The sequence below is a fragment of the Streptomyces sp. NPDC104581 genome, assembly GCF_055583685.1.
This window is the reverse complement of the sequence record NZ_JBVJNN010000014.1, coordinates 108,468-131,531: the sequence shown is the minus strand read 5'-3', so window position 1 is coordinate 131,531 and position 23,064 is coordinate 108,468. Positions and strand designations below refer to the sequence as shown.

Here is a 23,064-nt window from a genome sequence, read left to right as displayed (position 1 = left end):
CCTGGTTCCGTTCTCTCACTTACTTGTCGACCGGCAAGTAAGTACACTCGGGGAAGGTAGACCTGTCCCTAGCCGGTCGTCAAGTAAGTTACTTGGGAGAGCAGCATGAGCAGCACGGCGCAGCCACGTCGGGGCAACACCCGTCAGCGCATCCAGGACGTCGCGCTGGAGCTCTTCGCCGAGCAGGGCTACGAGAAGACCTCACTGCGCGAGATCGCCGAGCATCTCGACGTCACCAAGGCCGCGCTCTACTACCACTTCAAGACCAAGGAAGACATCCTGGTCAGCCTCTTCGAGGACCTGGTACGGCCGATCGACGAGCTGATCGCGTGGGGCGAGACCCAGCCGCCGACGCTGGAGGCGAAGAAGGAGATCCTGCGCCGCTACAGCGACGCGCTCGCCGCCGCGGCGCCCCTCTTCCGCTTCATGCAGGAGAACCAGGCGACGCTGCGCGACCTGAGCGTCGGCGAGACCTTCAAGAGCCGCATGATGCGGCTCCTGGAGCTGCTCAGGCAGCCCGAGGGGACGATGACCGACCGCGTGCGCTGCTTCACCGCGATCTTCGCCATGCACGCCGGCATCCTCGCCCTCAGGGACGTCGAAGGCGACCCCGAGGAGAAGCGGGAAGCCGTCCTCGAGGTCGCCACCGATCTGATGGTGCGGGCTCAGGGCGTCACAGAATGACGTCGGCCGAGCGCAGGAACGACACCGGGTTGATCGCGCTGCCGTAGTTGGGGGTCGTGCGGATCTCGAAGTGCAGGTGCGGGCCGCTCGAATTGCCGGTGTTGCCGGAGAGCGCGATGCTCTGGCCCTTGTCGACCTTCTGGCCGGCGTGCACCTTCACCTTGGACAGGTGCGCGTACTGCGAGTACTTCGCGCTCGGGCCGGTGCCGTGCTTGATGACTATCGCGTTGCCGTACGCGGGGCCGTCACCGGCGCCGTTGGGTCCGGCCTTCACGACGGTGCCCGTGTGAACGGCCTTCACGTTGGTGCCGACGGAGACGGCGAAGTCCTGGCCGGAGTGCTTGCTGGCCCACATGCCGCCGCCGCGGCCGTAGGTGGCGCTCAGGGTGTACTTGGAGACCGGCTTGGCCCAGGTGGGGTTCTTGGCCTTCTTCTCCTTGGCCTTGTCGGCGGCCTTGGCGGAGGTCGCCTTCTCCGAGTGGGCGGCCTTCTCGACGGCTACGGCGGCCGGGGCGCCGGCGTCGCCGCTGCTGTTCGCGGCGAACGCGACCCCCGCTCCGAGCGCCGTCGTCACTCCGAGTCCGGCGGCCAGGATGGCGGCGCGGGTACGGAGCGTGGACTGGCGGGGCGTGGTGCGCTGCGACATTGAGAAACCTCCGGGCGTCAATGGACCCGGCACTCAGGCACCGGGTGGGCTTGCCTCACCTTGGTAACCCGACCGCCCATCACACCCCAAACCACCCATCTACGACATGTCGTCGTAGTCGCGGCACCGGCAGATCGACCCCTTGACGCCCTCGGACACTCCTCGACCCTGAATCAAAATGTCCGTATTAAATACCGTTTATCCGCACGTCAGAGTGGTGCCCATCCGGCCGCCGACCGGGCCACCACCCCCATCCGGCGCCTCGGGACCAAGGTCCCGAGGCGGACCTTTCCGAAGGTCCCGCCGGAATCACCCGCGTCACCACTATTCCTGGTCGTAGGCGCGGAAAGGGGTGTGCGGCTTGTCACGCCGGAGGGCCGTCCGCGGCCCTCGCGGGGCCCTGACCGGGGCACGACGAAGGGGTGGCCCAAGACCGTTTACGGTCTCGGGCCACCCCTTCGACTGCGGGCTCTCGGGCCGAGCTCAGCGGCTCAGCCCCCGGCTCACGCCTCCTTCGTCAGGTTCGGACCGGCTCCGCCGGCCGCCTGCTCGATCGGCGGGACGTCGGGCAGTGCCGACTTCTCCTCGCCACGGAAGCTGAACTTCTTCTCCTCGCCCTCGCCCTCGGTGTCCACGACCACGATGTGACCGGGGCGCAGCTCACCGAAGAGGATCTTCTCGGAGAGGATGTCCTCGATCTCGCGCTGGATCGTCCGGCGCAGCGGCCGGGCGCCCAGAACGGGGTCGTAGCCCTTCTTGGCGAGCAGCGCCTTGGCGTTCGGGCTGAGCTCCAGGCCCATGTCCCGGTCCTTCAGGCGCTCGTCCACCTTGGTCACCATGAGGTCGACGATCTGGATGATGTCTTCCTCGGTGAGCTGGTGGAAGACGACCGTGTCGTCCACACGGTTGAGGAACTCGGGCCGGAAGTGCTGCTTCAGCTCCTCGTTGACCTTGTTCTTCATCCGCTCGTAGTTGGACTTGGTGTCGCCCTGGGCGGCGAAGCCCAGGTTGAACCCCTTGGAGATGTCCCTGGTCCCGAGGTTGGTCGTCATGATGATGACCGTGTTCTTGAAGTCCACGACCCGGCCCTGGGAGTCGGTCAGCCGACCGTCCTCCAGGATCTGGAGAAGGGAATTGAAGATATCGGGGTGGGCCTTCTCGACCTCGTCGAAGAGGACGACGGAGAACGGCTTGCGGCGCACCTTCTCGGTGAGCTGGCCGCCCTCTTCGTACCCCACGTATCCGGGGGGAGAACCGAAGAGACGCGACACCGTGTGCTTCTCGCTGAACTCCGACATGTCGAGGGAGATCAGCGCGTCCTCGTCGCCGAAGAGGAATTCGGCGAGCGTCTTGGACAGCTCCGTCTTACCGACTCCGGAGGGGCCGGCGAAGATGAACGAGCCACCGGGACGCTTGGGGTCCTTCAGACCCGCTCGCGTACGCCGGATCGCCTGGGAGAGCGCCTTGATGGCGTCCTTCTGGCCGATGACCCGCTTGTGGAGCTCGTCCTCCATGCGGAGCAGCCGCGAGGACTCCTCCTCGGTGAGCTTGAAGACCGGGATGCCCGTGGCGGTCGCCAGGACCTCGGCGATCAGCTCCTCGTCCACCTCGGCGACGACGTCCATGTCGCCGGCCTTCCACTCCTTCTCCCGCTTGGTCTTCGCGGCCAGCAGCTGCTTCTCCTTGTCGCGGAGCGAGGCTGCCTTCTCGAAGTCCTGGGAGTCGATGGCCGACTCCTTGTCGCGGCGGACGTTCGCGATCTTCTCGTCGAACTCGCGGAGGTCCGGCGGAGCGGTCATCCGGCGGATGCGCATCCGTGAGCCGGCCTCGTCGATCAGGTCGATCGCCTTGTCCGGCAGGAAGCGGTCCGAGATGTAGCGGTCGGCGAGTGTCGCGGCCGCGACCAGCGCGGAGTCCGTGATGGACACGCGGTGGTGCGCCTCGTAACGGTCCCGCAGACCCTTGAGGATCTCGATGGTGTGCGGCAGCGACGGCTCTGCGACCTGGATCGGCTGGAAGCGGCGCTCCAGCGCGGCGTCCTTCTCCAGGTGCTTGCGGTACTCGTCGAGCGTGGTCGCGCCGATGGTCTGGAGCTCTCCACGGGCGAGCATGGGCTTCAGGATCGAAGCCGCGTCGATCGCGCCCTCGGCGGCGCCCGCACCCACGAGGGTGTGGAGCTCGTCGATGAACAGGATGATGTCGCCGCGGGTGCGGATCTCCTTGAGGACCTTCTTCAGGCGTTCCTCGAAGTCACCCCGGTAGCGGGAGCCCGCGACCAGTGCGCCGAGGTCCAGGGTGTAGAGGTGCTTGTCCTTGAGGGTCTCGGGCACCTCGCCCTTGACGATGGCCTGTGCCAGTCCCTCGACGACCGCCGTCTTGCCGACGCCGGGCTCGCCGATGAGAACCGGGTTGTTCTTCGTACGGCGGGACAGCACCTGCATGACCCGCTCGATCTCCTTCTCGCGCCCGATGACCGGGTCGAGCTTGGACTCACGGGCGGCCTGCGTGAGATTCCTGCCGAACTGGTCCAGGACGAGCGAGGTCGAGGGCGTGCCCTCGGCCGGGCCGCCGGCGGTGGCGGCCTCCTTGCCCTGGTAGCCGGAGAGCAGCTGGATGACCTGCTGCCGCACCCGGTTGAGATCGGCGCCCAGCTTCACGAGGACCTGGGCGGCGACGCCCTCGCCCTCGCGGATCAGGCCGAGCAGGATGTGCTCGGTGCCGATGTAGTTGTGGCCGAGCTGAAGGGCCTCGCGGAGCGACAGCTCCAGGACCTTCTTGGCACGGGGCGTGAAGGGGATGTGGCCGGACGGAGCCTGCTGGCCCTGCCCGATGATCTCCTCCACCTGCTGGCGGACCGCCTCGAGCGAAATCCCGAGGCTCTCCAGGGCCTTAGCGGCGACACCCTCACCCTCGTGGATAAGGCCCAGGAGGATGTGCTCGGTGCCGATGTAGTTGTGGTTGAGCATCCGGGCTTCTTCCTGAGCCAGGACGACAACCCGCCGCGCGCGGTCGGTGAACCTCTCGAACATCGTTAATCGCTCCTCAGAGCGGTCAGGCAGTAAAGGGGTCGGTCCCCTCCCTGTCCTTCCGCAGCTTAGTCCCGCAAGCGGGGACCGCTCATTCCAACTGCCGACATCCGCCGTGATCACCCCGCCTCGACGGCGAACTTTCCTCACGAACAGCCGACACCTGCTCCAACCTGATGGTGCGAGACGATGTTCCCGCAGGCCAGACAGATACCCCCGCTATCGGTACGCCGATGGCGAACGTGAGACGTCCGGGACCGCGTGTCGCCCCTCCCCACTAGGAATGTCTTACCCGCAAGCACTGACACTCCATGCGGCGCACCCCGGTTCCCTCCGCTACGGGCGAACACCCTTGCGCTCCCGAATGCTTCAGTACGCCCCCACAGCGAACACTCAGAGCGAGCGGGCGACGACACCGCGTAACTCGGAGCGGCGGCGGGAAGTTGGTCCGAACATGGCCCTTCCCGTTCCGCTCCCCCGCGCGCCACTGCCACTCGAAGGCGGCGCCGCCCACTGGTACGAGCACGGGCTGGGCTGGGCCACGGCGCCGGGGCCGCCCGTCGCACTGCTGACCGGGCTCCGCTTCGACGTGCTGGACATGCCCGGCGACGCGGGCGCCGAGGTGCTGCGCCGGATCGGCGCGGGCGGGACCGGGCCGGTGGCGCTCACGGAGGGCCGGATGCGGCTGCTGGTGGCCGCGGGAGGCGCGGACGAACTGCCGGGGCTGCTCGACTGGCTGGAGTGGGGCGGGATCGCGCTGGACCTGACCGCCGTGGGCGCCGGGGGCCGGATGACCGCCCCTGAGCCGCCGGGAAGGCCGACGGGACCGGGGGCCCCCTGGGAGCCGACGGGGATCGCGGCGGCGGAAAGACGGGGAGAGGGGCGCCCGGGAGCGGAGCAGGGGGCCGCCGTCTGGCTGCGGCCCCCCGAGCCGGGACGCGAGGTGGAGCCGACGCTGCCGGCCCTCACCCAATTCGGACACGGCCCCGGAGGGAGTGCCGGACTCGGGGACAGGGGTGGGGGTGTCCCCGATCTCGTTCGACTCGTGGACACGGCGGCGACTGAGTGCCACCGGGCCCGATTGCTTCGTGGAGAAACGGCACGGACGAAATCTCAGCCGTTGGCCTTCTCGTAGGCTTCACGGATCTCGGCCGGAACGCGACCGCGATCGTTGACGCTGTAGCCGTTCTCCTTGGCCCACTTGCGAATTTCCGCGGTGTCCTTGTTCCCGCCCGCGGCGGCGCGGCCCTTGCCACGGCCACCGGCGGCGCGGCCACCGGTGCGACGGCCACTCTTGGTGTACGGGTCGAGCAGCCCACGAAGCTTGTCCGCATTCGCGTTCGTGAGGTCGATCTCGTAGGTCTTGCCGTCCAGCGCGAACGTGACGGTCTCGTCCGCCTCGCCACCGTCGAGGTCGTCAACAAGAAGGACCTGAACCTTCTGTGCCACCGGTTTTCCTTTCATCGAAAATGCAGTACGCCGAAAGGAAACCGCTTTTCTCAGGAAAACACAAACCCCCGGCAGAGGTTCAGTAGCACAAGAACACGGGAAACGTGCGCGATTCGGACATAGGGTTCCGGGTTCTTCAGCCGCTCACAGGTGCAGAAGCATCCGGCTGTTACCCAAGGTGTTCGGCTTCACCCGTTCGAGACCGAGGAACTCGGCCACGCCCTCGTCATAGGAACGCAGCAGCTCGCTGTAGACATCTCCGTCGACAGGAGTCTCACCGATCTCCACGAAGCCGTGCTTGATGAAGAAGTCGACTTCGAAGGTCAGGCAGAATACGCGCCGCACACCGAGCCACCGGGCGGTCTGCAACAGCTTGTCGAGCACATGACGGCCGATACCGTCGCCCCGGAACCGGGGATCCACCGCGAGTGTGCGCACTTCGGCGAGGTCTTCCCACATGACATGCAGCGCGCCGCATCCGACGACGCTCGCGTCGTCGTCGCGTTCGGCGACCCAGAACTCCTGGATGTCCTCGTAAAGCGTGACCGTCGCTTTGTCGAGGAGGATCCCTTCACCGACGTACGGGTCGACGAGACGGCGGACGGCGGACACATCGCTGGTCCTGGCCCGCCGGACGGTGATGGCATTCGCCGCGGCTTTCGGAACCTCAGAGGACATGACTGGACGCTATCGCCCCGCCGGATGCTCTCGGTCGGCGCCCTCGGCCGGGACTTCGGCGGGCGCTTCGGACACAGTTTCTGACGGGGTTTCAGGAGGGACTTCCGGCGGTGTCCCGGGCGCGGCTCCCGGGCCGGCTTCCGGCTGGTCACGCCGCACGATACGGACCGCGTCCTCCAAGGCGCCGCGCTGCGCCGGCGACATCATCCCGAAGAAGGCGACAAGAGCGGCGGCCGGGTTGTCACTCTTCGACCAGGCTTCGTTCATCAGCGCGGCCGCGTAGGCGGCACGTGTGGAGACGGCCGTATATCGATAGGCGCGGCCGTCGACTTCCCTGCGCACCCAGCCCTTCTGATGGAGATTGTCCATTACGGTCATGACGGTCGTGTAGGCGATGGACCGTTCCCGCTGAAGGTCTTCGAGGACTTCCCGGACAGTGACCGGACGGTTCCATTGCCAGACGCGACTCATGACGGCGTCTTCCAGGTCTCCCAATTGACGGGGCACACCGCAACCATAGTGCGAGATGTCCGAATGGCCGGTTATTGACGTAACAAAAAGGACGTACGACTGGTGGAAGTCGTACGTCCTGATCTACAGCCCGGCGGGTCAGGCGCCTGACGGGGTCCCCGGCTGCTCCGCGGCCTCGGCGCGCGCGATAGCCGCGTCCACGGCCGCGTCCTCCTTCGACTTGTTGTCCCCGCCCTGGCTTTTGACGATCGTCACGACCAGACCGATGAAGAAGGCGGCCATCACCACGGGCGGCAGGAGAGCGGATACGTAGTCCATGGGACCAGAGTAGCTATCCGGCGGCCCGCCGTTCCGCCGGGGGCTTGGGCTTGCGGCGCGGCGGAAAGACCTCGGACGGCTTGGGCATGGGGCGCTCGGTGGCGGGGCGCCCCGGTGCCGCGGGGCGGTGGGGTGGGGCGGACGGCTTCCCTGGAGCCTTTCCGGGGGCCTTTCCCGGCTCCTTGTCCGGGCGGTCCGGGTCGGCGGCGGCACGGCCCCCCTGGAGCGCCAGGAGCCGGGTGCGGGGCGCGGGTGCGGCGGGTGAGCGCCCGGCGAGGCGGGCCCGTACGGAGTCCTCGGCGATCCGCCGGCAGCGGTCGAGCAGCGCGGTGGCGACAGGTGCGGGGCGCAGGGTGCGCAGGGCCATGAGGTCCTCCGGGCGGGGGTCGTACCCGGCGGCCAGGGCGTCCTGGAGAAGCTCCAGATACCCGGCGGCCGAGCCGGGAAGCGCGGCGCGATAGCGGGCGAGGTCGGCGAGGAGGAACGCGCGCAGCCGGCCGGCCTCGCGGACCGCTTCGTCCACGGACTCGGCCAGGAGCAGGCACGCCTGGACGTCCTCGTCGGGGAGGGGAGCGGGGTGGAGCGCGACGGCGAGGGCGCCTCGGAGCACACGCAGCTCGTCTGCGCCGAACGCCATGCCGCCGCGGGATCCATAGGGCGTGGGCATGAGGTGACGATACTCACGAACCGCACAAAATCGTCTAAACGCGACAGCGGCGGCGCGGCGACGCCGAAGCCCACAGCCCCCTGGGGACGGGCTCGCGCACCCGGCCGGGCGGTCCGCCCCGGGGGCCGCCGTTCGGGGGACGGGCCGGCTGGCCCGACCCGGCGATTCCGGCCGGGGGCCGACCTGGCGGGTTCCGGCCCCCGGCCGACTGAGCGGCTCCGGCCCGGGGCCCGGCCCCGCGATTCCGACCTGGGGCCCGGACGGTTCCGGGTCGGGGGCCCTGACCTGCGGTTCCGAGCCCCGGGCCCGGCCAGCGGTTCAGGTCCGGCCCCCGGCCGACTGAGCGGCTCCGGCCCGGGGCCCGGCCCCGCGATTCCGACCTGGGGCCCGGACGGTTCAGGGTCGGGGGGCCCGGCGCGTTCCGGGCCCCCGGCCGGCCCGGCGGTTCCGGGTCAGGAACCTGACCCGGCGGTTCAGGTCCGGGCACGCGGCAGGCCCGGCGGGTTCCGGTCCGGGCCCTGTCCGGCGGTTCAGGTCCGGACCCCCGGCCCGCCGGGCAGGCCCGGGGTCCGGGCCGGCCCGGCGGGAGGGTTTGACCGGCGTGCCCGTGGGGGGGGCGGCGGGGCTACATGCGGGAGACGTTGCGTTCGTACACCAGTCGCAGACCGATCAGTGTCAGCCACGGCTCGTGCTCGTCGATCACCGACGACTCGCCGAGGATGATCGGCGCCAGGCCGCCCGTCGCGATCACCGTCACCTCGCCCGGATCCTCGGCCAGCTCGCGCGCCATCCGGGTGACGACCCCGTCGACCTGGCCGGCGAAGCCGTACACGATGCCCGACTGCATCGCCTCGACCGTGTTCTTGCCGATGACGCTGCGCGGCCTCGCCAGCTCGATCTTGCGGAGCTGGGCGCCCCTGATGCCGAGCGCCTCGACGGAGATCTCGATGCCGGGCGCGATGACCCCGCCCGTGTACTCCCCGCGCGCGCTGACCGCGTCGAACGTCGTGGCCGTACCGAAGTCGACGACCACGGCGGGACCGCCGTACAGCTCGACGGCGGCGACCGAGTTGATGATCCGGTCGGCGCCGACCTCCTTCGGGTTGTCGACCAGGATCGGCACACCTGTCTTGATGCCGGGCTCGACCAGTACCGCGGGCACGTCTCCGTAGTAGCGGCGCGTCACCTCGCGCAGTTCGTGCAGGACGGACGGCACGGTGGAGCAGATCGCGATGCCCTCGATACCGTCTCCCAGCTCGTCGCCGAGCAGCGGATGCATGCCCATCAGTCCCTGGAGGAGGACCGCGAGCTCGTCGGCCGTACGGCGCGAGTCGGTGGACACGCGCCAGTGCTCGACGATCTCCTCGCCGTCGAACAGGCCGAGCACGGTGTGGGTGTTGCCGACGTCGATGGTGAGCAGCATCAGACACCCGCCTCGCGCAGGTCGAGGCCGACGTCGAGGATCGGCGCGGAGTGCGTGAGCGCGCCGACGGCGAGGTAGTCGACGCCGGTCTCGGCGTACGCGCGGGCGTTCTCCAGGACCAGCGTGCCCGACGACTCCAGCAGGGCCCGGCCGGCGACGAGCGCGACGGCCTCGGCGGTCTCGGCCGGGGTGAAGTTGTCCAGCAGGATCAGGTCGGCGCCCGCGTCGAGGACCTCGCGGACCTGCTGGAGGGTGTCGGTCTCCACCTCGATCGCGAGGTCGGGGAACTGGTCCCGTACGGCCTTGAACGCTTCGGCGACCCCGCCGGCCGCCACCACGTGGTTGTCCTTGACGAGAGCGGCGTCGGAGAGCGACATCCGGTGGTTGACGCCGCCGCCGCAGCGCACCGCGTACTTCTCCAGGGCGCGCAGCCCCGGCGTCGTCTTACGGGTGTCGCGCACCTTCGCGCCGGTGCCCTCCAGCGCGTCGGCCCACGCGCGCGTGGCGGTCGCGATGCCGGAGAGCCTGCACAGGAGGTTCAGCGCGCTGCGCTCGCCGGTGAGCAGGTCACGGGTGCGGGTGGTGACGCTGAGGAGCTTCTGACCGGCCTCGACACGGTCGCCGTCCTCGACGTGCCGCTCGACCTCGAAGTCCTCCGTACAGACGAGGGAGAGAACGGCCTCGGCCACGCGCAGTCCGGCGACCGTGCCGCTCCTGCGCGCCGTGAAGTCGCCGGTGGCGACGGCGTCGGCGGGGACGGTCGCGACGCTCGTCACGTCCACGCCGTGGTCGAGGTCCTCGCCGATGGCGACGTGGGCGATGTCCTCGACCTGTACGGGGTCGAGCCCGGCCTCGGCCAGCAGCGCGGCGAGCGCGGGGTCGAGACCGCACTCCAGGGAGTCCTCGCCGTCGGAGCAGCCGCAGCCGTCCCCACAGCCCCCGGCGGCCGGCGCCGGGGCGCCGATCTGGATGAGCGGTACGTCCACGGCCTCGGGGCGCGGACTGTCTTCGGGCGTGCTCACGGTGTCGGCTCCATGGGGACGGGGGGATCTGCTGGGCGTACGGCGGGAAATGCGGGGGGGTCGGTCCGGCTCAGCTCCAGGGCGCGGCCCGCCCCGAGCCGTACGACGAGATGACGGCGCCAGTCGGTGTCGTCACGCTCGGGGAAGTCGTCGCGCCAGTGGCAGCCGCGGGTCTCCCGGCGCTCCAGGGCGGCGGCCACCAGGACACGGGCGACGCACAGGAGGTTGGAGGTCTCCCAGGACTCGACGCCCGGCTGGACCGGCTTTCCTCCGGGGTCCGCGGTGCGCAGCGCGTCCTGGTACACGGCCTCCAGGGCCTCGGCGGCCGTGCCCAGACTCGTGGCGGACCGCAGGACCCCCGCGCCTTCGGACATGATCCGCTGGATGGTCAGCCGGGCGTCGGGGGCGATGAGCGGCAGGAGGGCGGCGGCGTCGGCCGTCCCGTGCGGGGCGGTGGCGTCCGCCGTGCCGCGCGACGTGGCCGGGGGCCGGGCGGCGGAGGGTCCGGTACGGGGGGCCGCCGCGACCGCGGCGATGTCGGCCGCGATGCGCTCGGCGAACACCAGTCCTTCGAGGAGGGAGTTCGACGCCAGCCGGTTCGCGCCGTGCACGCCCGTGCAGGCCACCTCGCCGCAGGCGTACAGGCCCGGCACGGTCGTCCGGCCGCGCAGGTCCGTACGGATGCCGCCGGAGGCGTAGTGGGCGGCGGGCGCGACCGGGATCGGCTCGGTGACCGGGTCGATGCCGTGGGACCGGCAGGCGGCGAGGATGGTGGGGAAGCGGGTGGCCCACATCCGCGCGCCGAAGTGCCTGGCGTCCAGGTACATGTGCTCGGTGCCCCGCTCCCGCATACGGCGCATGATCGCCTTGGCGACGATGTCGCGGGGCGCCAGCTCGGCGAGTTCGTGCTGGTCGAGCATGAAGCGGACCCCGTCGGCGTCCACGAGATGGGCGCCCTCGCCCCGTACCGCCTCGGACACCAGCGGCTGCTGGCCCTCCGATCCGGCGCCGAGGAAGAGCACCGTCGGGTGGAACTGCACGAATTCGAGGTCGGAGACCTCGGCGCCGGCGCGCAGCGCGAGGGCCACGCCGTCGCCGGTCGAGACGGCGGGGTTGGTCGTCGCCGAGAAGACCTGGCCCATGCCCCCGGTGGCCAGGACGACGGCGGGGGCGCGGACGGCGCCGACACCGTCGTGCTGGCCCTCGCCCATCACATGGAGGGTGACGCCGGAGGTGTTGCCGTGCTCGTCGGTGAGGAGGTCGAGCACCAGCGCGTTCTCCACCGTACGGAGGGAGGCGTCACGGACCGCGTCCACCAGGGCGCGGGAGATCTCCGCACCGGTGGCGTCTCCCCCGGCGTGGGCGATGCGGCGGCGGTGGTGGCCGCCCTCGCGGGTGAGCTGGAGGTCGCCCGTCGCGGACGTGTCGAACCGCGCGCCGGTCCCGATCAGACGGCGCACCGCGTCGGGGCCCTCGGTGACCAGGGTGCGGACGGCCTCCTCGTCACAGAGGCCGGCCCCGGCGACGAGGGTGTCGCTCAGATGCTGCTCGGGGGTGTCGCCCTCACCGAGGGCGGCGGCGATGCCGCCCTGCGCCCAGCGGGTGGAGCCGTCGTCGAGGCGCGCCTTGGTGACGACGACCGTCCTGAGCCCGGCCGCCGTACAGCGCAGCGCCGCGGTGAGTCCGGCGACACCGGAACCGACCACGACCACGTCGGCGTCGACGGCCCAGCCGGGCACGGGCGCGGTGAGCTGGCTGCCGGCCGGCGGCCCCGGTACCGGCTTCCGGGCGGACTCGGCGGTCACTGGGCGGCTCCGAACGTCAGGGGGATGTTGTCGATCAGCCGTGTCGAGCCGACGCGCGCCGCCACGGCGAGGATCGCCTCGCCGGTGTGGTCGTCGGGGACCTCGGTGAAGTCGGCCGGGTCCACGAGGGCCAGGTAGTCGAGCGCGAAGGACCGGTTGTCCCTGGCGGCCCCGTCGAGGACGACGCGGGCCGCGGACCGTACGGCGTGCGCGCCGCAGCCGTGCGCCGGCGGCGTACCGGAGGCGGCGTTGGCCACCGCGTGCGTGTCGGCGGCGGCACGGGCCTCGCCGAGCGCGGAGAGGGCGGCGGCGCGCGCCTTCGACATGGGCGCGGACTCCGCGCGGGCGCGCAGCGCGTGCTGGGCCCCCAGGCGGTCCCTCGCCGCGAAGAGCGCGAGGGAGAGCGCGAGGGCGGTGCGCCGCTCGGCGGCGGAGAGGAACCGGTTGCGGCTGGAGAGCGCGAGACCGTCCTCCTCACGGACCGTCGGCACGCCGACGATCTCGACCGGGAAGTTCAGGTCGCGGACCATCCGCCGGATCAGGGCGAGCTGTTGGGCGTCCTTCTCTCCGTAGAAGGCGACGTCGGGGGCGGTGAGGTGCAGCAGCTTGGCGACGACGGTGAGCATGCCGTCGAAGTGGCCGGGCCGCGCGGCGCCTTCGAGGCGCTCCCCCATGGGGCCGGCGGAGATCCGCACCTGGGGCGTGCCGCCCGGGTACACCTCGCCCACGGACGGGGCGAACACGGCGTCGGCGCCTGCCGCCCCGGCCGTCCTGAGATCCGATTCGAGTGTCCGGGGGTAGCGGTCGAGGTCCTCGCCCGCGCCGAACTGGAGCGGGTTGACGAAGACGGTGACGACGACGGAACCGGCCGGGCCGACGTGCTCCCGGGCGGCGCGCACCAGCGCGGCGTGGCCGTCGTGGAGGGCGCCCATCGTCATCACGACGGCGGTGCGGGCGGCGGGCGCGGGCCCGTCGGCGACCGGGGGCCGGTCGCCGCGGCGGGCGAGCAGCCGGGTCAGCTCCGCGCGCGTGGAGACCGGTTCGAGGCTCATCGGCCGCTCCCCCCGTGGTGGTCGCCGTCGGCGAGGACGTCCAGCAGGTCCTCCGCGAGGCCCGGCTTGAGCAGGCCGTGGGCGAGCGCCCGGTCGGCCGTCGTGCGGGCCATCGCCAGATAGCCCGGTACGGCGGCGGGCGCGTGCGCGCGCAGTTGGGCGACGTGCGCGGCGACGGTGCCGGCGTCGCCACGGGCGACGGGGCCGGTGAGCGCGGCGTCACCGGAGCGCAGCGCGTTGTCGAGGGCGGCGCCGAGGAGCGGGCCGAGCATCCTGTCCGGCGCGGCGACACCGGCCTTGCCGAGCAGCTCCATGGACTGGGCGACCAGCGTGACCAGGTGGTTCGCGCCGAGCGCCAGGGCGGCGTGGTAGAGCGGGCGGGCGTCCTCCTCGACCCACTCGGGCTCGCCGCCCATCTCGATGACCAACGCCTCTGCGGCGAGCCGCAGTTCGTCGGGCGCGGTCACCCCGAAGGAGCAGCCCGCCAGCCGCTGGACGTCCACGGAGGTGCCGGTGAACGTCATCACGGGGTGGAGGGCGAGTGGCAGCGCGCCCGCGTGCAGGGCCGGGGAGAGGACCTTCGTGCCGTACCGCCCGGAGGTGTGGACCAGCAGCTGTCCGGGCCGTACGGCACCGGTCTCGACGAGTCCTTCGACCAGGCCGGGCAGGGCGTCGTCCGGGACGGTCAGCAGCACCAGCTCGGCGCGGGCGAGCACTTCGGCCGGCGTCACCAGGGGCACGTCGGGGAGCAGGACGGCCGCCCTGCGCACGGAGGCGTCGGAGACGCCCGACGCGGCGACCGGGCGGTGGCCCGCGAGCCGGAGAGCGGCGGCCAGCGTGGGTCCGACGCGACCGGAACCGACGACTCCGACCGTGAGCCGGGCGGGCCTGTCCCTCGGGTCACGCGGATCTCTGGGAACTGCTGATGCGTTCACGCGGCGGGGCCTTCCGTTCCAGTCCGCGACGGGTACCGGACGATTTCTCGCCATGCTACGCCAGCGTTTCGTGGCATTCCCCGACTGTCCACAGGCTGTGGGCGGCCCCGGCGCAAGGAGTGGGACCCGGCCGCCCCGTGGACGATGATCCCCCCATGGGAGACATCAGCGAACAGGACGAACGACGACGACGGCTGGCCGCCTGGAAGGCGTCCGGACGGATCCTCTGGCGCGGCTCGGCCGACCGGCCCCTCGGTGAGCGGCTGGCCGCTCTGGCGGCCGACGCGGCGTCGGTCCACGACCTGGACGAATGGACGGACGTGTACGGGGACGGGGTCGTCGCCGAGCTGGAGAGCCGGGTGGCGGACCTGCTCGGCTTCCCGGCCGCCGCGTTCTTCCCGACCGGGACCATGGCGCAGCAGGTGGCGCTGCGCTGCTGGGCGGGGCGCACCGGGAACGCGACCGTGGCGCTGCACCCGCTGGCGCACCCCGAGGTGCACGAGGGCGGCGCCCTGTCGGTCGTCAGCGGACTGCGTACGGTCCATCCGACGTCCGCGCCCCGGCTGCCGTCGGCGGAGGAGATCCACGCGGCGGACGAGCCGTTCGGCACGCTGATGCTGGAACTGCCGCTGCGCGACGCGGGTTTCGTGCTGCCGACGTGGGACGAGCTCGTCGCGGTGGTGGCGGCGGCGCGCGAACGCGACGCGGTGGTGCACTTCGACGGCGCGCGGCTGTGGGAGTGCGTGACGCACTTCGGCCGGCCGCTGAAGGAGATCGCCGGACTCGCCGACAGCGTGTACGTGTCCTTCTACAAGTCCCTGGACGGGCTGTCCGGGGCGATGCTCGTGGGGCCGCCGGCGGTGGTCGAGGAGGCGCGGGTGTGGCGGCATCGGTACGGAGGGCAGCTCTTCCAGCAGTATCCGGCGGCGCTCTCCGCGCTGCTGGGGCTCGAACGGGAGCTGCCCCGGCTGCCTTCGTACGTGGCGCACGCGCGCGTGGTCGCGGCGGCGCTGGCGGAGGGGCTCGGGGAGCCCGCGCCCGGCGCCGCGGGGGAGGCGGTGGCCCCGTGGTTCCGGGTGCATCCGGGAAGGCCGCACACGCACCAGTTCCAGGTGTGGCTTCCGTACGAGGCGGCGGTGCTCAACGAGGCGTCGGTGCGGCAGGCCGAGGAGACCGGTGTGACGCTGTTCCGCCGCTGGTTCGAGTCGGGTGCGGGCCCGCCCGGCCTGGCGGTGGCGGAGGTGACGGTGGGGGCGGCGGGACTGGAGTGGACGGCGGACGACGTCCGGGCGGCCGTCGGTGAGTTCATGGCGCGCGTGACGGCCGGGAACGGGGCCGCCGGCTGAACGGGCCCGCCGATTGACGGGTGGCGTCAATCGTCCGCCGCGCTGTCAGTGGCGGCGGGCAGCATGGCTGCATGAGCGTGACCATCGACATCACCGGACTGCCCCACGAGCGGATCGTCTTCGGACCCTCCCCGCTCGCGGAGCTGGGCGCCGCCCTGCACGCGCTGTCCGAGCCCGGTCACCACGCCCGGCTGCACGGCTGGGTCACCTCGACGTCCGCCGGCCTCAAGCCGGAGCTGGCCGACCGGCTGCACGAGGCCGACTTCCTGTGGCGCTCCGCCCGCTCCGACATCCTGCTGCCCGCCCGCCCCCGCGAGACGCTGGCCGAGGAGCTGGACGACCTCGACACGATGCCGGACGAGCAGTACGTGGACGCGGCGCTGGAGATCTCCTGCGCCAGTCGCTACGGCACGGGCGCGCAGTCCCCGCTGGCGGACGCCGCCACGCGCGGGCGCGTACTGGACCTGGCGGCGGCGCGGGGGCCGCGGCAGGCCGCCTTCGTACGGCGCATGCTGCACGATCCGCCCGCCGTCCGGGAGTGGATACGGCGGCTGCTGGAGGACTGCGACCAGGCGTTCTTCGCCGAGACCTGGCGGCGCGTCCGCGTCCAGCTGGCCGCCGACGCCCGGCACAAGACCGAGCTGCTGCGGCGCAAGGGGCTCGCGGAGGCCGTCGCCGCCGTCTCGTCCGCGGTGAGCCTCCGGGAGACGGCGACGGGCGGCCGGGCCGTGGTCGTCGACAAGCTCACGTCGGGCGCCACGACCGCCACCGGATCGGGCCTGACCTTCCTGCCGACCGCCTTCGGCTGGCCCCATCTGCTGGCGCTGTACGCGCCCGGCTGGCAGCCGGTCGTCCAGTACCCGGTGGGCAGCCCGGAGCCGTCGGACGGCGCGCCGTCCGTGGAGACGGTGAAGCTCCGTCTGGAGGCGGTCGCGCACCCCATGCGGATGCGGATGTGCCGGAGTCTGGCGCGGGGCTGGTTCACGACGGGCGAGCTGGCCGACGCGTACGGGATCACGGCGCCCGAGGTGTCCCGGCATCTGGCCGTGCTGCGCAAGGCCGGGCTGCTGTCGACCCGTCGCCGGGGCCGCTATGTGCTGCACCAGCTGGACGTGACCCTCGTGGCCCGGCTCGGCAGCGACTTCCTGGAGGGCGTGCTGCGCTGACCGGCGCGGAGCCGCCCACCGCCCCTGCCCTCCGGTCCGGCTCCGGCTCCGGCTCCGGCTCCGGCTCCGGGGCAAGGCTCCGGCTCCGGCTCAGTCGAAGCGGATGTGCCTGACGCCGGTCCAGGCGCGCCGCAGCCGGTGACGGAACGCGCTGTCGGTGTCCGGCGCGAGCCGCAGCCCGGCCGAAGCGGCGACGGCGTCGGCGACCTGGGGGACCGTCAGGCCGTCCGTACGGAGGTGCTCGCCGAACTGCGGCCGGGCCAGCCGCTCCAGACAGTGGTCCAGCTTCCCGACGGCGAAACTCTCCCGCCTGAGTCCCAGCCCGAGTCCGCGTTCGGTGAGCCTCCTCAGGACGGTCTCGCGCTCCGCGAGCAGCGCGAAGTGGTGTACGTCGTGCCCCTCCGCACGCAGCCGCCCGACGATCTCCCCGAAGTAGCCGTCGTCGACGAGCGTCATGGGGCGATGACCGGGCCGTCGTGCCCGCGCAGCGCCAGATCCAGCATGTCGTGCACGCCCTGCCGCCAGACGGGCAGGTCCTGGAAGTCGCCCCGCAGCCCCGCGGGCAGCATGCGGTGCAGCCCGAACCCGACGTGCTCGGGATCGCAGACGACACTGCCCGGCAGCCGCCGCGCGATCTCGTACGCGGTCTGTGTCTTCCCGCCGCCGAAGGGGCCGTTGAGCCACAGGAGCATCAGAGGGCGCCGCCCCCGGCGCGCACCAGTCCCGACTCGTACGCGAGCACCACGACCTGCACCCGGTCGCGCAGACCGAGCTTGGTGAGGATGCGGCCGACGTGCGTCTTCACGGTCGCCTCGGAGAGCACCAGCCGGGCGGCGATCTCGCCGTTGGACAGGCCCTGCGCGACGAGCAGCATGACCTCGCGCTCGCGGCCGGTCAGCCGCTCCAGCGCGCCGGAGGCCGCCCCGCTCTCCTTGCCGCTCGGCAGCATCGCCGAGAAGCGGTCGAGCAGCCGCCGGGTCGTGGACGGCGCGACGACCGCGTCACCGCTGTGCACGGCGCGGATCGCGGTCAGCAGCTCCGACGGCGGTACGTCCTTGAGCATGAAGCCGCTGGCGCCCGCCTTGAGCCCCGAGAAGGCGTACTCGTCGAGGTCGAACGTGGTCAGGATGAGCACCTTGGGCGCGTCGGGCTCCGCGCAGATCCGGCGGGTCGCCTCCACCCCGTCCAGCCGCGGCATACGGACGTCCATCAGGACGACGTCCACGGCGGTGCCGCGCAACTTCTCGATCGCCTCCGCGCCGTCGCCCGCCTCCGCGACGACCTCCATGTCCGGCTGTGCGGCCAGCACCATGCGAAAACCGGTGCGCAGCAGCACCTGGTCGTCGACGAGCATCACGCGGATCGACATCGGCGGGTTCCTTCTCCGTTGGTCCAGTGGGCGGTCGGGGTGGCGCGGGCGGGAGTGGTGACGGCCGGCGCCCGGTGCGCGGGCTCCACTTCAGTGCGCGGGCTTCAGTGGAAGGAGCGCGCTGATGCGGAAGCCGCCCCCCGGGCGCGGCCCCGCGTCGAGCGTGCCGCCGACCATGCCGACGCGCTCCCGCATCCCGATGAGACCGTGCCCCCGGCCGTCCGCGCCACCGTCCACGTACATCTCGTGGCCCGCGCCGCGCCCGTCGTCCTCGACCAGAAGCCCGAGCCCGTCGTCGAAGTAGACCAGACGGACGCTGGCCCCCACATCCGGTCCGCCGTGCTTGCGGCTGTTCGTCAGGGCTTCCTGGACGATCCGGTACGCGGTCAGCTCCACCCCGCTCGGCAGCGACCGGGGGGTGCCCTCGACCTTGAAGTCCACGGTGAGCCCCGCCGAGCGCACCTGTTCGACCAGGTCCTCTATCTGCCGGACGTCGGGCTGCGGCACGTACTCGCCGCTCTCCTTCACATCCCCGGTCCGCAGCACACCGAGCAGCCGGCGCATCTCCGCCAGCGCCTGCCGTCCGGTGCCCGAGATGGTCTCCAGCGCCTGTCTGGCCTGCTCGGGCGCGCTGTCCAGGACATAGGCGGCGCCGTCGGCCTGGACGACCATCACCGACACGTTGTGCGCGACGACGTCGTGCAGCTCGCGGGCGATCCGGGCGCGCTCGGCGGCGACGGCCACCTTGGCCTGCGCCTCGCGCTCCTTCTCCAGCCGGGTGGCGCGCTCCTCCAGCTCAGCGAAGTACGCGCGACGGGTCCGGATGGAGTCGCCGAGCACCCAGGCGAGCACGAAGGGCACGGTCAGCACGACGGTGAGGAAGACCTGCCCGCCGAAGCCGGCCTCGGTGGAGGGCCAGCGCAGCGACGCCAGCGGCGCCGCCGCGACCCCGCCGATCAGGCCCAGCCGGGTGGCCCAGCGGGGGCCGCCACGGGCGGCGACCGTGTAGATGAGCACCAGCATGGCGAAGTCGGCCGGATTGACGCTGATGTCGGCCAGCAGCTGCACCACGCCCAGGACGGCGATCAGCAGCAGCATCTTCTCCGGGGCACGTCGGCGCAGCGCGACGGTCAGCGACAGCAGAAGCACGACGACGAGTGCCACGAGCATCCGCTCGACGCCGGTGTTGCTCTCCACCCCCACCCACAGCAGGGAGAACCCGAAGAGCGCCACAGCCCAGAAGCTGTCGACGCCCGTCGGGTGCCTGCGGAGAAAATCATAGAGACGCTGCACGTAACCCAGCGTAGGGAAGCGGAAAAGGTAGAAGGGTCAACCGGAGGGCCGATCCGGTCGGTCGGCGCGTACTCCCCAAGGTGGAGACTTGGGCCCGTGACGGATGAGACGTGTAAGCGCGAGGGGCCTCACGGGGCCCTGTGGGGCCCTGAGCCGCGTGGGTGGGCCGCGGCCATGGAGAGCGCGCTGTACGGCCCGGAGGGCTTCTACCGGCGCCCTGAGGGGCCTGCCGGGCACTTCCGCACCTCCGTGCACGCCTCCCCGCTGTTCGCGTCGGCCGTCGCGCGGCTGCTGGTGGCGACGGCGGAGGCGCTGGACACCGACGAGATCGACCTGGTCGACGTCGGCGCGGGGCGCGGGGAGCTGCTGACGGGGGTCCTGGCCGCCGTGCCGGACGGGCTGGCCGTCAGGCCGTACGCCGTGGAACGGGCCGCGCGACCGCCGGGGCTGGACGCGCGCGTGGAGTGGACCGACCGGCCGCCGGAGGGTGTGCGCGGACTGCTGTTCGCCAACGAGTGGCTGGACAACGTGCCGGTGGACGTCGCCGAGACCGGTCCCGACGGGACGGTGCGCTACGTCCTGGTCGGCCCCGACGGTACGGAGCGGCCCGGCGCCCCGGTCGGCGGCGCGGACGCCGCGTGGCTGGCGCGCTGGTGGCCGATGGCCGGGCCGGGGTCGCGGGCGGAGATCGGGCGCACCCGTGACGAGGCGTGGGCCGCCGCCGCGGCGACGCTGGACCGGGGGCTGGCGGTGGCCGTCGACTACGCCCATGTACGGGGCGACCGGCCGCTGTTCGGGACGCTGACCGGGTTCCGGGACGGCCGCGAGGTGCGTCCGGTGCCGGACGGGAGCGGCGACATCACCGCGCACGTGGCGCTGGACGCGTGCGCGGCGGCGGTCACGGAACCGGGGAAGGACCACGCCGACGGCACGGACGGCACCGACGCCACGGACGGCCGGGAGGGGCCGGTCGTCCGGGGCGGCCCGGCGGCCTTCGTACTGAGTCAGCGCGAGGCCCTGCACCGTCTCGGCGTCAGCGGGGCGCGCCCCCCGCTCTCCCTCGCCACCACCGACCCCGCCTCCTACGTGGGCGCGCTCGCCACCGCCGGCCAGGCCGCCGAACTGACCGCCCGCGGCGGTCTCGGTGACTTCGGCTGGCTGATGACCCCCGTCCGGACCGCTCTGAGAGACTGGGCCCCATGACGGAGACCACCCGCACGACGGTCGGCATCGGCGGCGCGGCCGAGAGCACGGACATGGTGCTCAACATCGGGCCCCAGCACCCCTCCACGCACGGTGTGCTCCGACTGCGCCTGGTACTCGACGGCGAGGTGATCCAGCACGCCGAGCCGGTCATCGGCTACATGCACCGCGGCGCCGAGAAGCTGTTCGAGGCGCGCGACTACCGCCAGATCGTGATGCTCGCCAACCGCCACGACTGGCTGTCGGCGTTCTCCAACGAGCTGGGTGTGGTGATGGCCGTCGAGCGCATGCTCGGTATGGAGGTCCCGCAGCGCGCCGTCTGGACCCGGACCCTGCTCGCCGAGCTGAACCGGATGCTCAACCATCTGATGTTCCTCGGCTCCTACCCCCTCGAACTGGGCGGGATCACCCCGGTGTTCCACGCCTTCCGGGAGCGCGAGGAGCTCCAGGCCGTCATGGAGGAGATCTCCGGCGGCCGGATGCACTTCATGTTCAACCGGGTCGGCGGTCTCAAGGAGGACCTGCCCGCGGGCTGGCTGGACCGCGCCAGGCACGCGGTCTCCGAGGTCCGTTCGCGGATGGACGTGTACGACAGGCTGGTCCTCGGCAACGAGATCTTCCGGGGCCGCACCCGTGGCGTGGGCGTCCTCCCGGCGCAGGCGGTGCACGCGTACGGGGTCTCGGGTCCGATCGCTCGGGCCTCGGGCGTGGACTTCGATCTGCGCCGCGACGAGCCGTACCTCGCGTACGGCGAACTCCAGGACACGCTGGAGGTCGTGACCCGCGAGGACGGGGACTGCCTGGCCCGCTTCGAATGCCTGCTGGGACAGACCCACAACTCGCTGGACCTCGCGGACGCGTGCCTGGACCGCATCGCCGATCTGGAGCCCGGCCCGATCAACCAGCGGCTGCCCAAGGTCCTCAAGGCGCCCGAGGGACACACCTACGCCTGGACCGAGAACCCGCTCGGGATCAACGGCTACTACCTGGTGTCGAAGGGCGAGAAGACGCCGTACCGGCTGAAGCTGCGCTCGGCGTCCTTCAACAACATCCAGGCCCTCACCGAACTGCTGCCGGGCACCCTGGTGGCCGACATGGTGGCGATCCTCGGCTCGCTCTTCTTCGTCGTCGGCGACATCGACAAGTAGCACGGACGAGTTGCACGGGCGGGCCGCCGAACGGGCGCGGCCCCGCCCGCGAGGCCGGGGCCCGCCCCCGGCTCAGGAGCCGATCGCGCTGCGCAGCTGGCCCAGCGGCAGCGGCTCCGTCTCGTCGTGCTCGGTGAGGTCGATGACCTGGCCCACCGCCGGGTCCCCGGACTCGCGCTGCGCGGCCAGGGCCTCCTCACCTGCCACATCGGCCAGGTCCTCGCGCTGCGCGCGCTCCAACTGCGCCTGCTCCGCCCGTCCGGCCCCGCTGCCCGGGCCGGGGGCCTCCGCGGCGTCCCGGCCGTCCTCGGTCGCGTCGGCGGACGGTTCGGCGCCCGACGGGCCGCCCTTCTGCGTACCGAAGAAGTCGAACCCTCCCTCGGGACCGCGCTGGAGCCGGTGGCGCCTGCTGTACGGGACGATCGCCGAGGCGCCGGGGTGGGGGCGGGTGGCCGGCAGGGACGACGTCCGCCGGGCCCTCAGCGGCAGCGCGGACGACGGGCGGTCGTGCGGCTCGGCGGCTGTCGCCGCTTCCGCCGAGCGCCCCCGGCCGGCCGCCTTCTCCCGCTCGGCCCGCTCCTGTTCCGCCCTCTCGGCGCGTGCGCTCTCCTCGGCCTTCGCGGCCCGCCTCGCCCGCTCCGCCTCCACCTCGGCCTCGCGGGCCGCGCGTTCGGCGAGCTGCCGCCGGCGGGCGTCATCGAGGATGCGCCGGGTGTGCTGCGTGATGCCGTTGCGGGTCAGGTCGTCGAGGGCCTTGGCGGCCCGGAAGTACGCCGACGCGGTGGGCGTACTGCCCGCGGGAGGCAGCGCCTTGGGCTCCTGGGCCGCCTCGATCGCGAGCTGCCGCCGGCCCTCCAGCGCGCTGGCCCGCGCGGTCTCCGCCGTGGCGTACCGCCGCAGGAGCGCGGCGTGCTCACCGCGCAGCTTGGCGAGTTCGGCCCGCTTGGCGCGCAGCTTGGTCTCCAGCCTGGTGCGAATCTCGCGCGATTCGTCGATATCGGCTTCGAGTTCGGCTATTCGCTCCTCGGTCTTCCACTCCTCGCTCGCCCGCGCGCGCGTCAGCTCCGCGACACGCCTGCCCGCCGCCGCGTCCCAACTGCGCATCAGACAGGCGCCGGTGACGGCGGCCACCGCGGTGACGGCCACCAGACCACGGAGCGCCACGGGTTCCGCGAGGAGCCAGGCGCCCGCGGCGCAGAGCGCCGCGGCCCCCGCGACGGCCGACGGCGGCAGAATCCTGTGGAGGGGCGGGGAATGGCGATGGCGTCCACGTGGCATGGCCCGAAATTTACCGCGCGTGGACGCGGAATGGGGGTCGGCCGGACAATCTTTCCCCGTCCGTTGCCGACCCCACCGCCGTTCC

General features: G+C 72.1%; 21 protein-coding genes and 1 pseudogene. 6 read left to right on the top strand and 16 right to left on the bottom strand.

Translation table 11 applies throughout. The features are described from left to right. Positions 1 to 105: 105 nt before the first annotated feature. Complete coding sequence (locus ACZ61E_RS14490; protein WP_469699970.1) at positions 106 to 684, top strand: TetR/AcrR family transcriptional regulator; 579 nt, start codon at positions 106 to 108, stop codon at positions 682 to 684. On the opposite strand, the gene ACZ61E_RS14485 is transcribed toward ACZ61E_RS14490, so the two are convergent. After that, complete coding sequence (locus tag ACZ61E_RS14485) at positions 674 to 1,330, bottom strand: M23 family metallopeptidase (RefSeq protein WP_469699969.1); 657 nt, start codon at positions 1,328 to 1,330, stop codon at positions 674 to 676. The two genes, ACZ61E_RS14490 and ACZ61E_RS14485, sit on opposite strands and share 11 nt — an antisense overlap. A 503-nt stretch (positions 1,331 to 1,833) precedes the next feature. Further along, a complete protein-coding gene (locus ACZ61E_RS14480; protein ID WP_164252176.1) occupies positions 1,834 to 4,359 on the bottom strand; it encodes an ATP-dependent Clp protease ATP-binding subunit in 2,526 nt (841 codons plus the stop codon). 451 nt (positions 4,360 to 4,810) lie between these two features. On the opposite strand from ACZ61E_RS14480, the gene ACZ61E_RS14475 reads away from it, so the two are divergent. Next, entirely contained in the window at positions 4,811 to 5,491 is a 681-nt protein-coding gene (locus tag ACZ61E_RS14475; protein ID WP_469699968.1) for an SCO3374 family protein, read from the top strand. Here ACZ61E_RS14475 and ACZ61E_RS14470 read toward each other — a convergent pair. The 10 genes from ACZ61E_RS14470 to ACZ61E_RS14425 all read right to left on the bottom strand — a co-directional run bounded on the left by ACZ61E_RS14470 (position 5,470) and on the right by ACZ61E_RS14425 (position 14,176). After that, positions 5,470 to 5,805 carry a histone-like nucleoid-structuring protein Lsr2 gene (locus ACZ61E_RS14470; protein WP_023539576.1) on the bottom strand — a complete coding sequence of 112 codons (336 nt, stop codon included), beginning with the start codon at positions 5,803 to 5,805 and terminating at the stop codon, positions 5,470 to 5,472. The genes ACZ61E_RS14475 and ACZ61E_RS14470 overlap by 22 nt on opposite strands. A 144-nt stretch (positions 5,806 to 5,949) precedes the next feature. Then, a complete protein-coding gene (locus tag ACZ61E_RS14465; protein WP_469699967.1) occupies positions 5,950 to 6,483 on the bottom strand; it encodes an amino-acid N-acetyltransferase in 534 nt (177 codons plus the stop codon). Between the two features lie 9 nt (positions 6,484 to 6,492). Continuing rightward, on the bottom strand, positions 6,493 to 6,990 hold the full coding sequence (locus tag ACZ61E_RS14460; protein WP_469699966.1) for a BlaI/MecI/CopY family transcriptional regulator: 498 nt from the start codon (positions 6,988 to 6,990) through the stop codon (positions 6,493 to 6,495). A gap of 102 nt (positions 6,991 to 7,092) precedes the next feature. Then, positions 7,093 to 7,272 (bottom strand): hypothetical protein, encoded by a 180-nt coding sequence (locus ACZ61E_RS14455; protein ID WP_078075759.1) that lies wholly within the window; start codon positions 7,270 to 7,272, stop codon positions 7,093 to 7,095. 13 nt (positions 7,273 to 7,285) lie between these two features. Then, positions 7,286 to 7,909 carry a hypothetical protein gene (locus ACZ61E_RS14450; protein WP_469699999.1) on the bottom strand — a complete coding sequence of 208 codons (624 nt, stop codon included), beginning with the start codon at positions 7,907 to 7,909 and terminating at the stop codon, positions 7,286 to 7,288. Positions 7,910 to 8,564: 655 nt separating this feature from the next. Then, complete coding sequence (locus tag ACZ61E_RS14445; protein ID WP_164252173.1) at positions 8,565 to 9,362, bottom strand: type III pantothenate kinase; 798 nt, start codon at positions 9,360 to 9,362, stop codon at positions 8,565 to 8,567. Beyond that, on the bottom strand, positions 9,362 to 10,384 hold the full coding sequence (nadC, locus tag ACZ61E_RS14440) for a carboxylating nicotinate-nucleotide diphosphorylase (RefSeq protein WP_469699965.1): 1,023 nt from the start codon (positions 10,382 to 10,384) through the stop codon (positions 9,362 to 9,364). Before nadC ends, ACZ61E_RS14445 begins: the two co-directional genes overlap by 1 nt. Then, complete coding sequence (locus tag ACZ61E_RS14435; protein WP_469699964.1) at positions 10,381 to 12,189, bottom strand: L-aspartate oxidase; 1,809 nt, start codon at positions 12,187 to 12,189, stop codon at positions 10,381 to 10,383. The genes nadC and ACZ61E_RS14435 overlap by 4 nt, the downstream gene beginning before the upstream one ends. Next, on the bottom strand, positions 12,186 to 13,241 hold the full coding sequence (panC, locus tag ACZ61E_RS14430; RefSeq protein WP_469699963.1) for a pantoate--beta-alanine ligase: 1,056 nt from the start codon (positions 13,239 to 13,241) through the stop codon (positions 12,186 to 12,188). The genes ACZ61E_RS14435 and panC overlap by 4 nt, the downstream gene beginning before the upstream one ends. Continuing rightward, positions 13,238 to 14,176 carry a Rossmann-like and DUF2520 domain-containing protein gene (locus tag ACZ61E_RS14425; RefSeq protein ID WP_469699962.1) on the bottom strand — a complete coding sequence of 313 codons (939 nt, stop codon included), beginning with the start codon at positions 14,174 to 14,176 and terminating at the stop codon, positions 13,238 to 13,240. The genes panC and ACZ61E_RS14425 overlap by 4 nt, the downstream gene beginning before the upstream one ends. 155 nt (positions 14,177 to 14,331) lie before the next feature. Here ACZ61E_RS14425 and ACZ61E_RS14420 point away from each other — a divergent pair, with 155 nt between their 5' ends. Both ACZ61E_RS14420 and ACZ61E_RS14415 read left to right on the top strand, forming a co-directional pair. Next, on the top strand, positions 14,332 to 15,522 hold the full coding sequence (locus ACZ61E_RS14420; RefSeq protein WP_469699961.1) for a threonine aldolase family protein: 1,191 nt from the start codon (positions 14,332 to 14,334) through the stop codon (positions 15,520 to 15,522). Between the two features lie 71 nt (positions 15,523 to 15,593). Next, positions 15,594 to 16,688, top strand: coding sequence for a DUF5937 family protein (locus ACZ61E_RS14415; RefSeq protein WP_469699960.1), 1,095 nt, complete (start codon positions 15,594 to 15,596; stop codon positions 16,686 to 16,688). 90 nt (positions 16,689 to 16,778) lie between these two features. On the opposite strand, the pseudogene ACZ61E_RS14410 reads toward ACZ61E_RS14415, so the two are convergent. From ACZ61E_RS14410 to ACZ61E_RS14400, 3 genes and pseudogenes are all read right to left on the bottom strand, one after another. Then, positions 16,779 to 17,380: pseudogene (locus ACZ61E_RS14410) on the bottom strand (AAA family ATPase). Beyond that, on the bottom strand, positions 17,380 to 18,057 hold the full coding sequence (locus ACZ61E_RS14405) for a response regulator transcription factor (RefSeq protein WP_469699959.1): 678 nt from the start codon (positions 18,055 to 18,057) through the stop codon (positions 17,380 to 17,382). Before ACZ61E_RS14405 ends, ACZ61E_RS14410 begins: the two are co-directional and overlap by 1 nt. Positions 18,058 to 18,147: 90 nt before the next feature. After that, positions 18,148 to 19,350 (bottom strand): sensor histidine kinase, encoded by a 1,203-nt coding sequence (locus ACZ61E_RS14400; RefSeq protein ID WP_469699958.1) that lies wholly within the window; start codon positions 19,348 to 19,350, stop codon positions 18,148 to 18,150. A gap of 174 nt (positions 19,351 to 19,524) precedes the next feature. On the opposite strand from ACZ61E_RS14400, the gene ACZ61E_RS14395 reads away from it, so the two are divergent. Both ACZ61E_RS14395 and ACZ61E_RS14390 read left to right on the top strand, forming a co-directional pair. Next, positions 19,525 to 20,553 carry an SAM-dependent methyltransferase gene (locus ACZ61E_RS14395; RefSeq protein WP_469699957.1) on the top strand — a complete coding sequence of 343 codons (1,029 nt, stop codon included), beginning with the start codon at positions 19,525 to 19,527 and terminating at the stop codon, positions 20,551 to 20,553. Beyond that, positions 20,550 to 21,701, top strand: coding sequence for an NADH-quinone oxidoreductase subunit D (locus tag ACZ61E_RS14390; RefSeq protein WP_469699956.1), 1,152 nt, complete (start codon positions 20,550 to 20,552; stop codon positions 21,699 to 21,701). The genes ACZ61E_RS14395 and ACZ61E_RS14390 overlap by 4 nt, the downstream gene beginning before the upstream one ends. 72 nt (positions 21,702 to 21,773) lie before the next feature. On the opposite strand, the gene ACZ61E_RS14385 is transcribed toward ACZ61E_RS14390, so the two are convergent. Continuing rightward, entirely contained in the window at positions 21,774 to 22,979 is a 1,206-nt protein-coding gene (locus tag ACZ61E_RS14385) for a hypothetical protein (protein WP_469699955.1), read from the bottom strand. Positions 22,980 to 23,064: the final 85 nt, after the last annotated feature.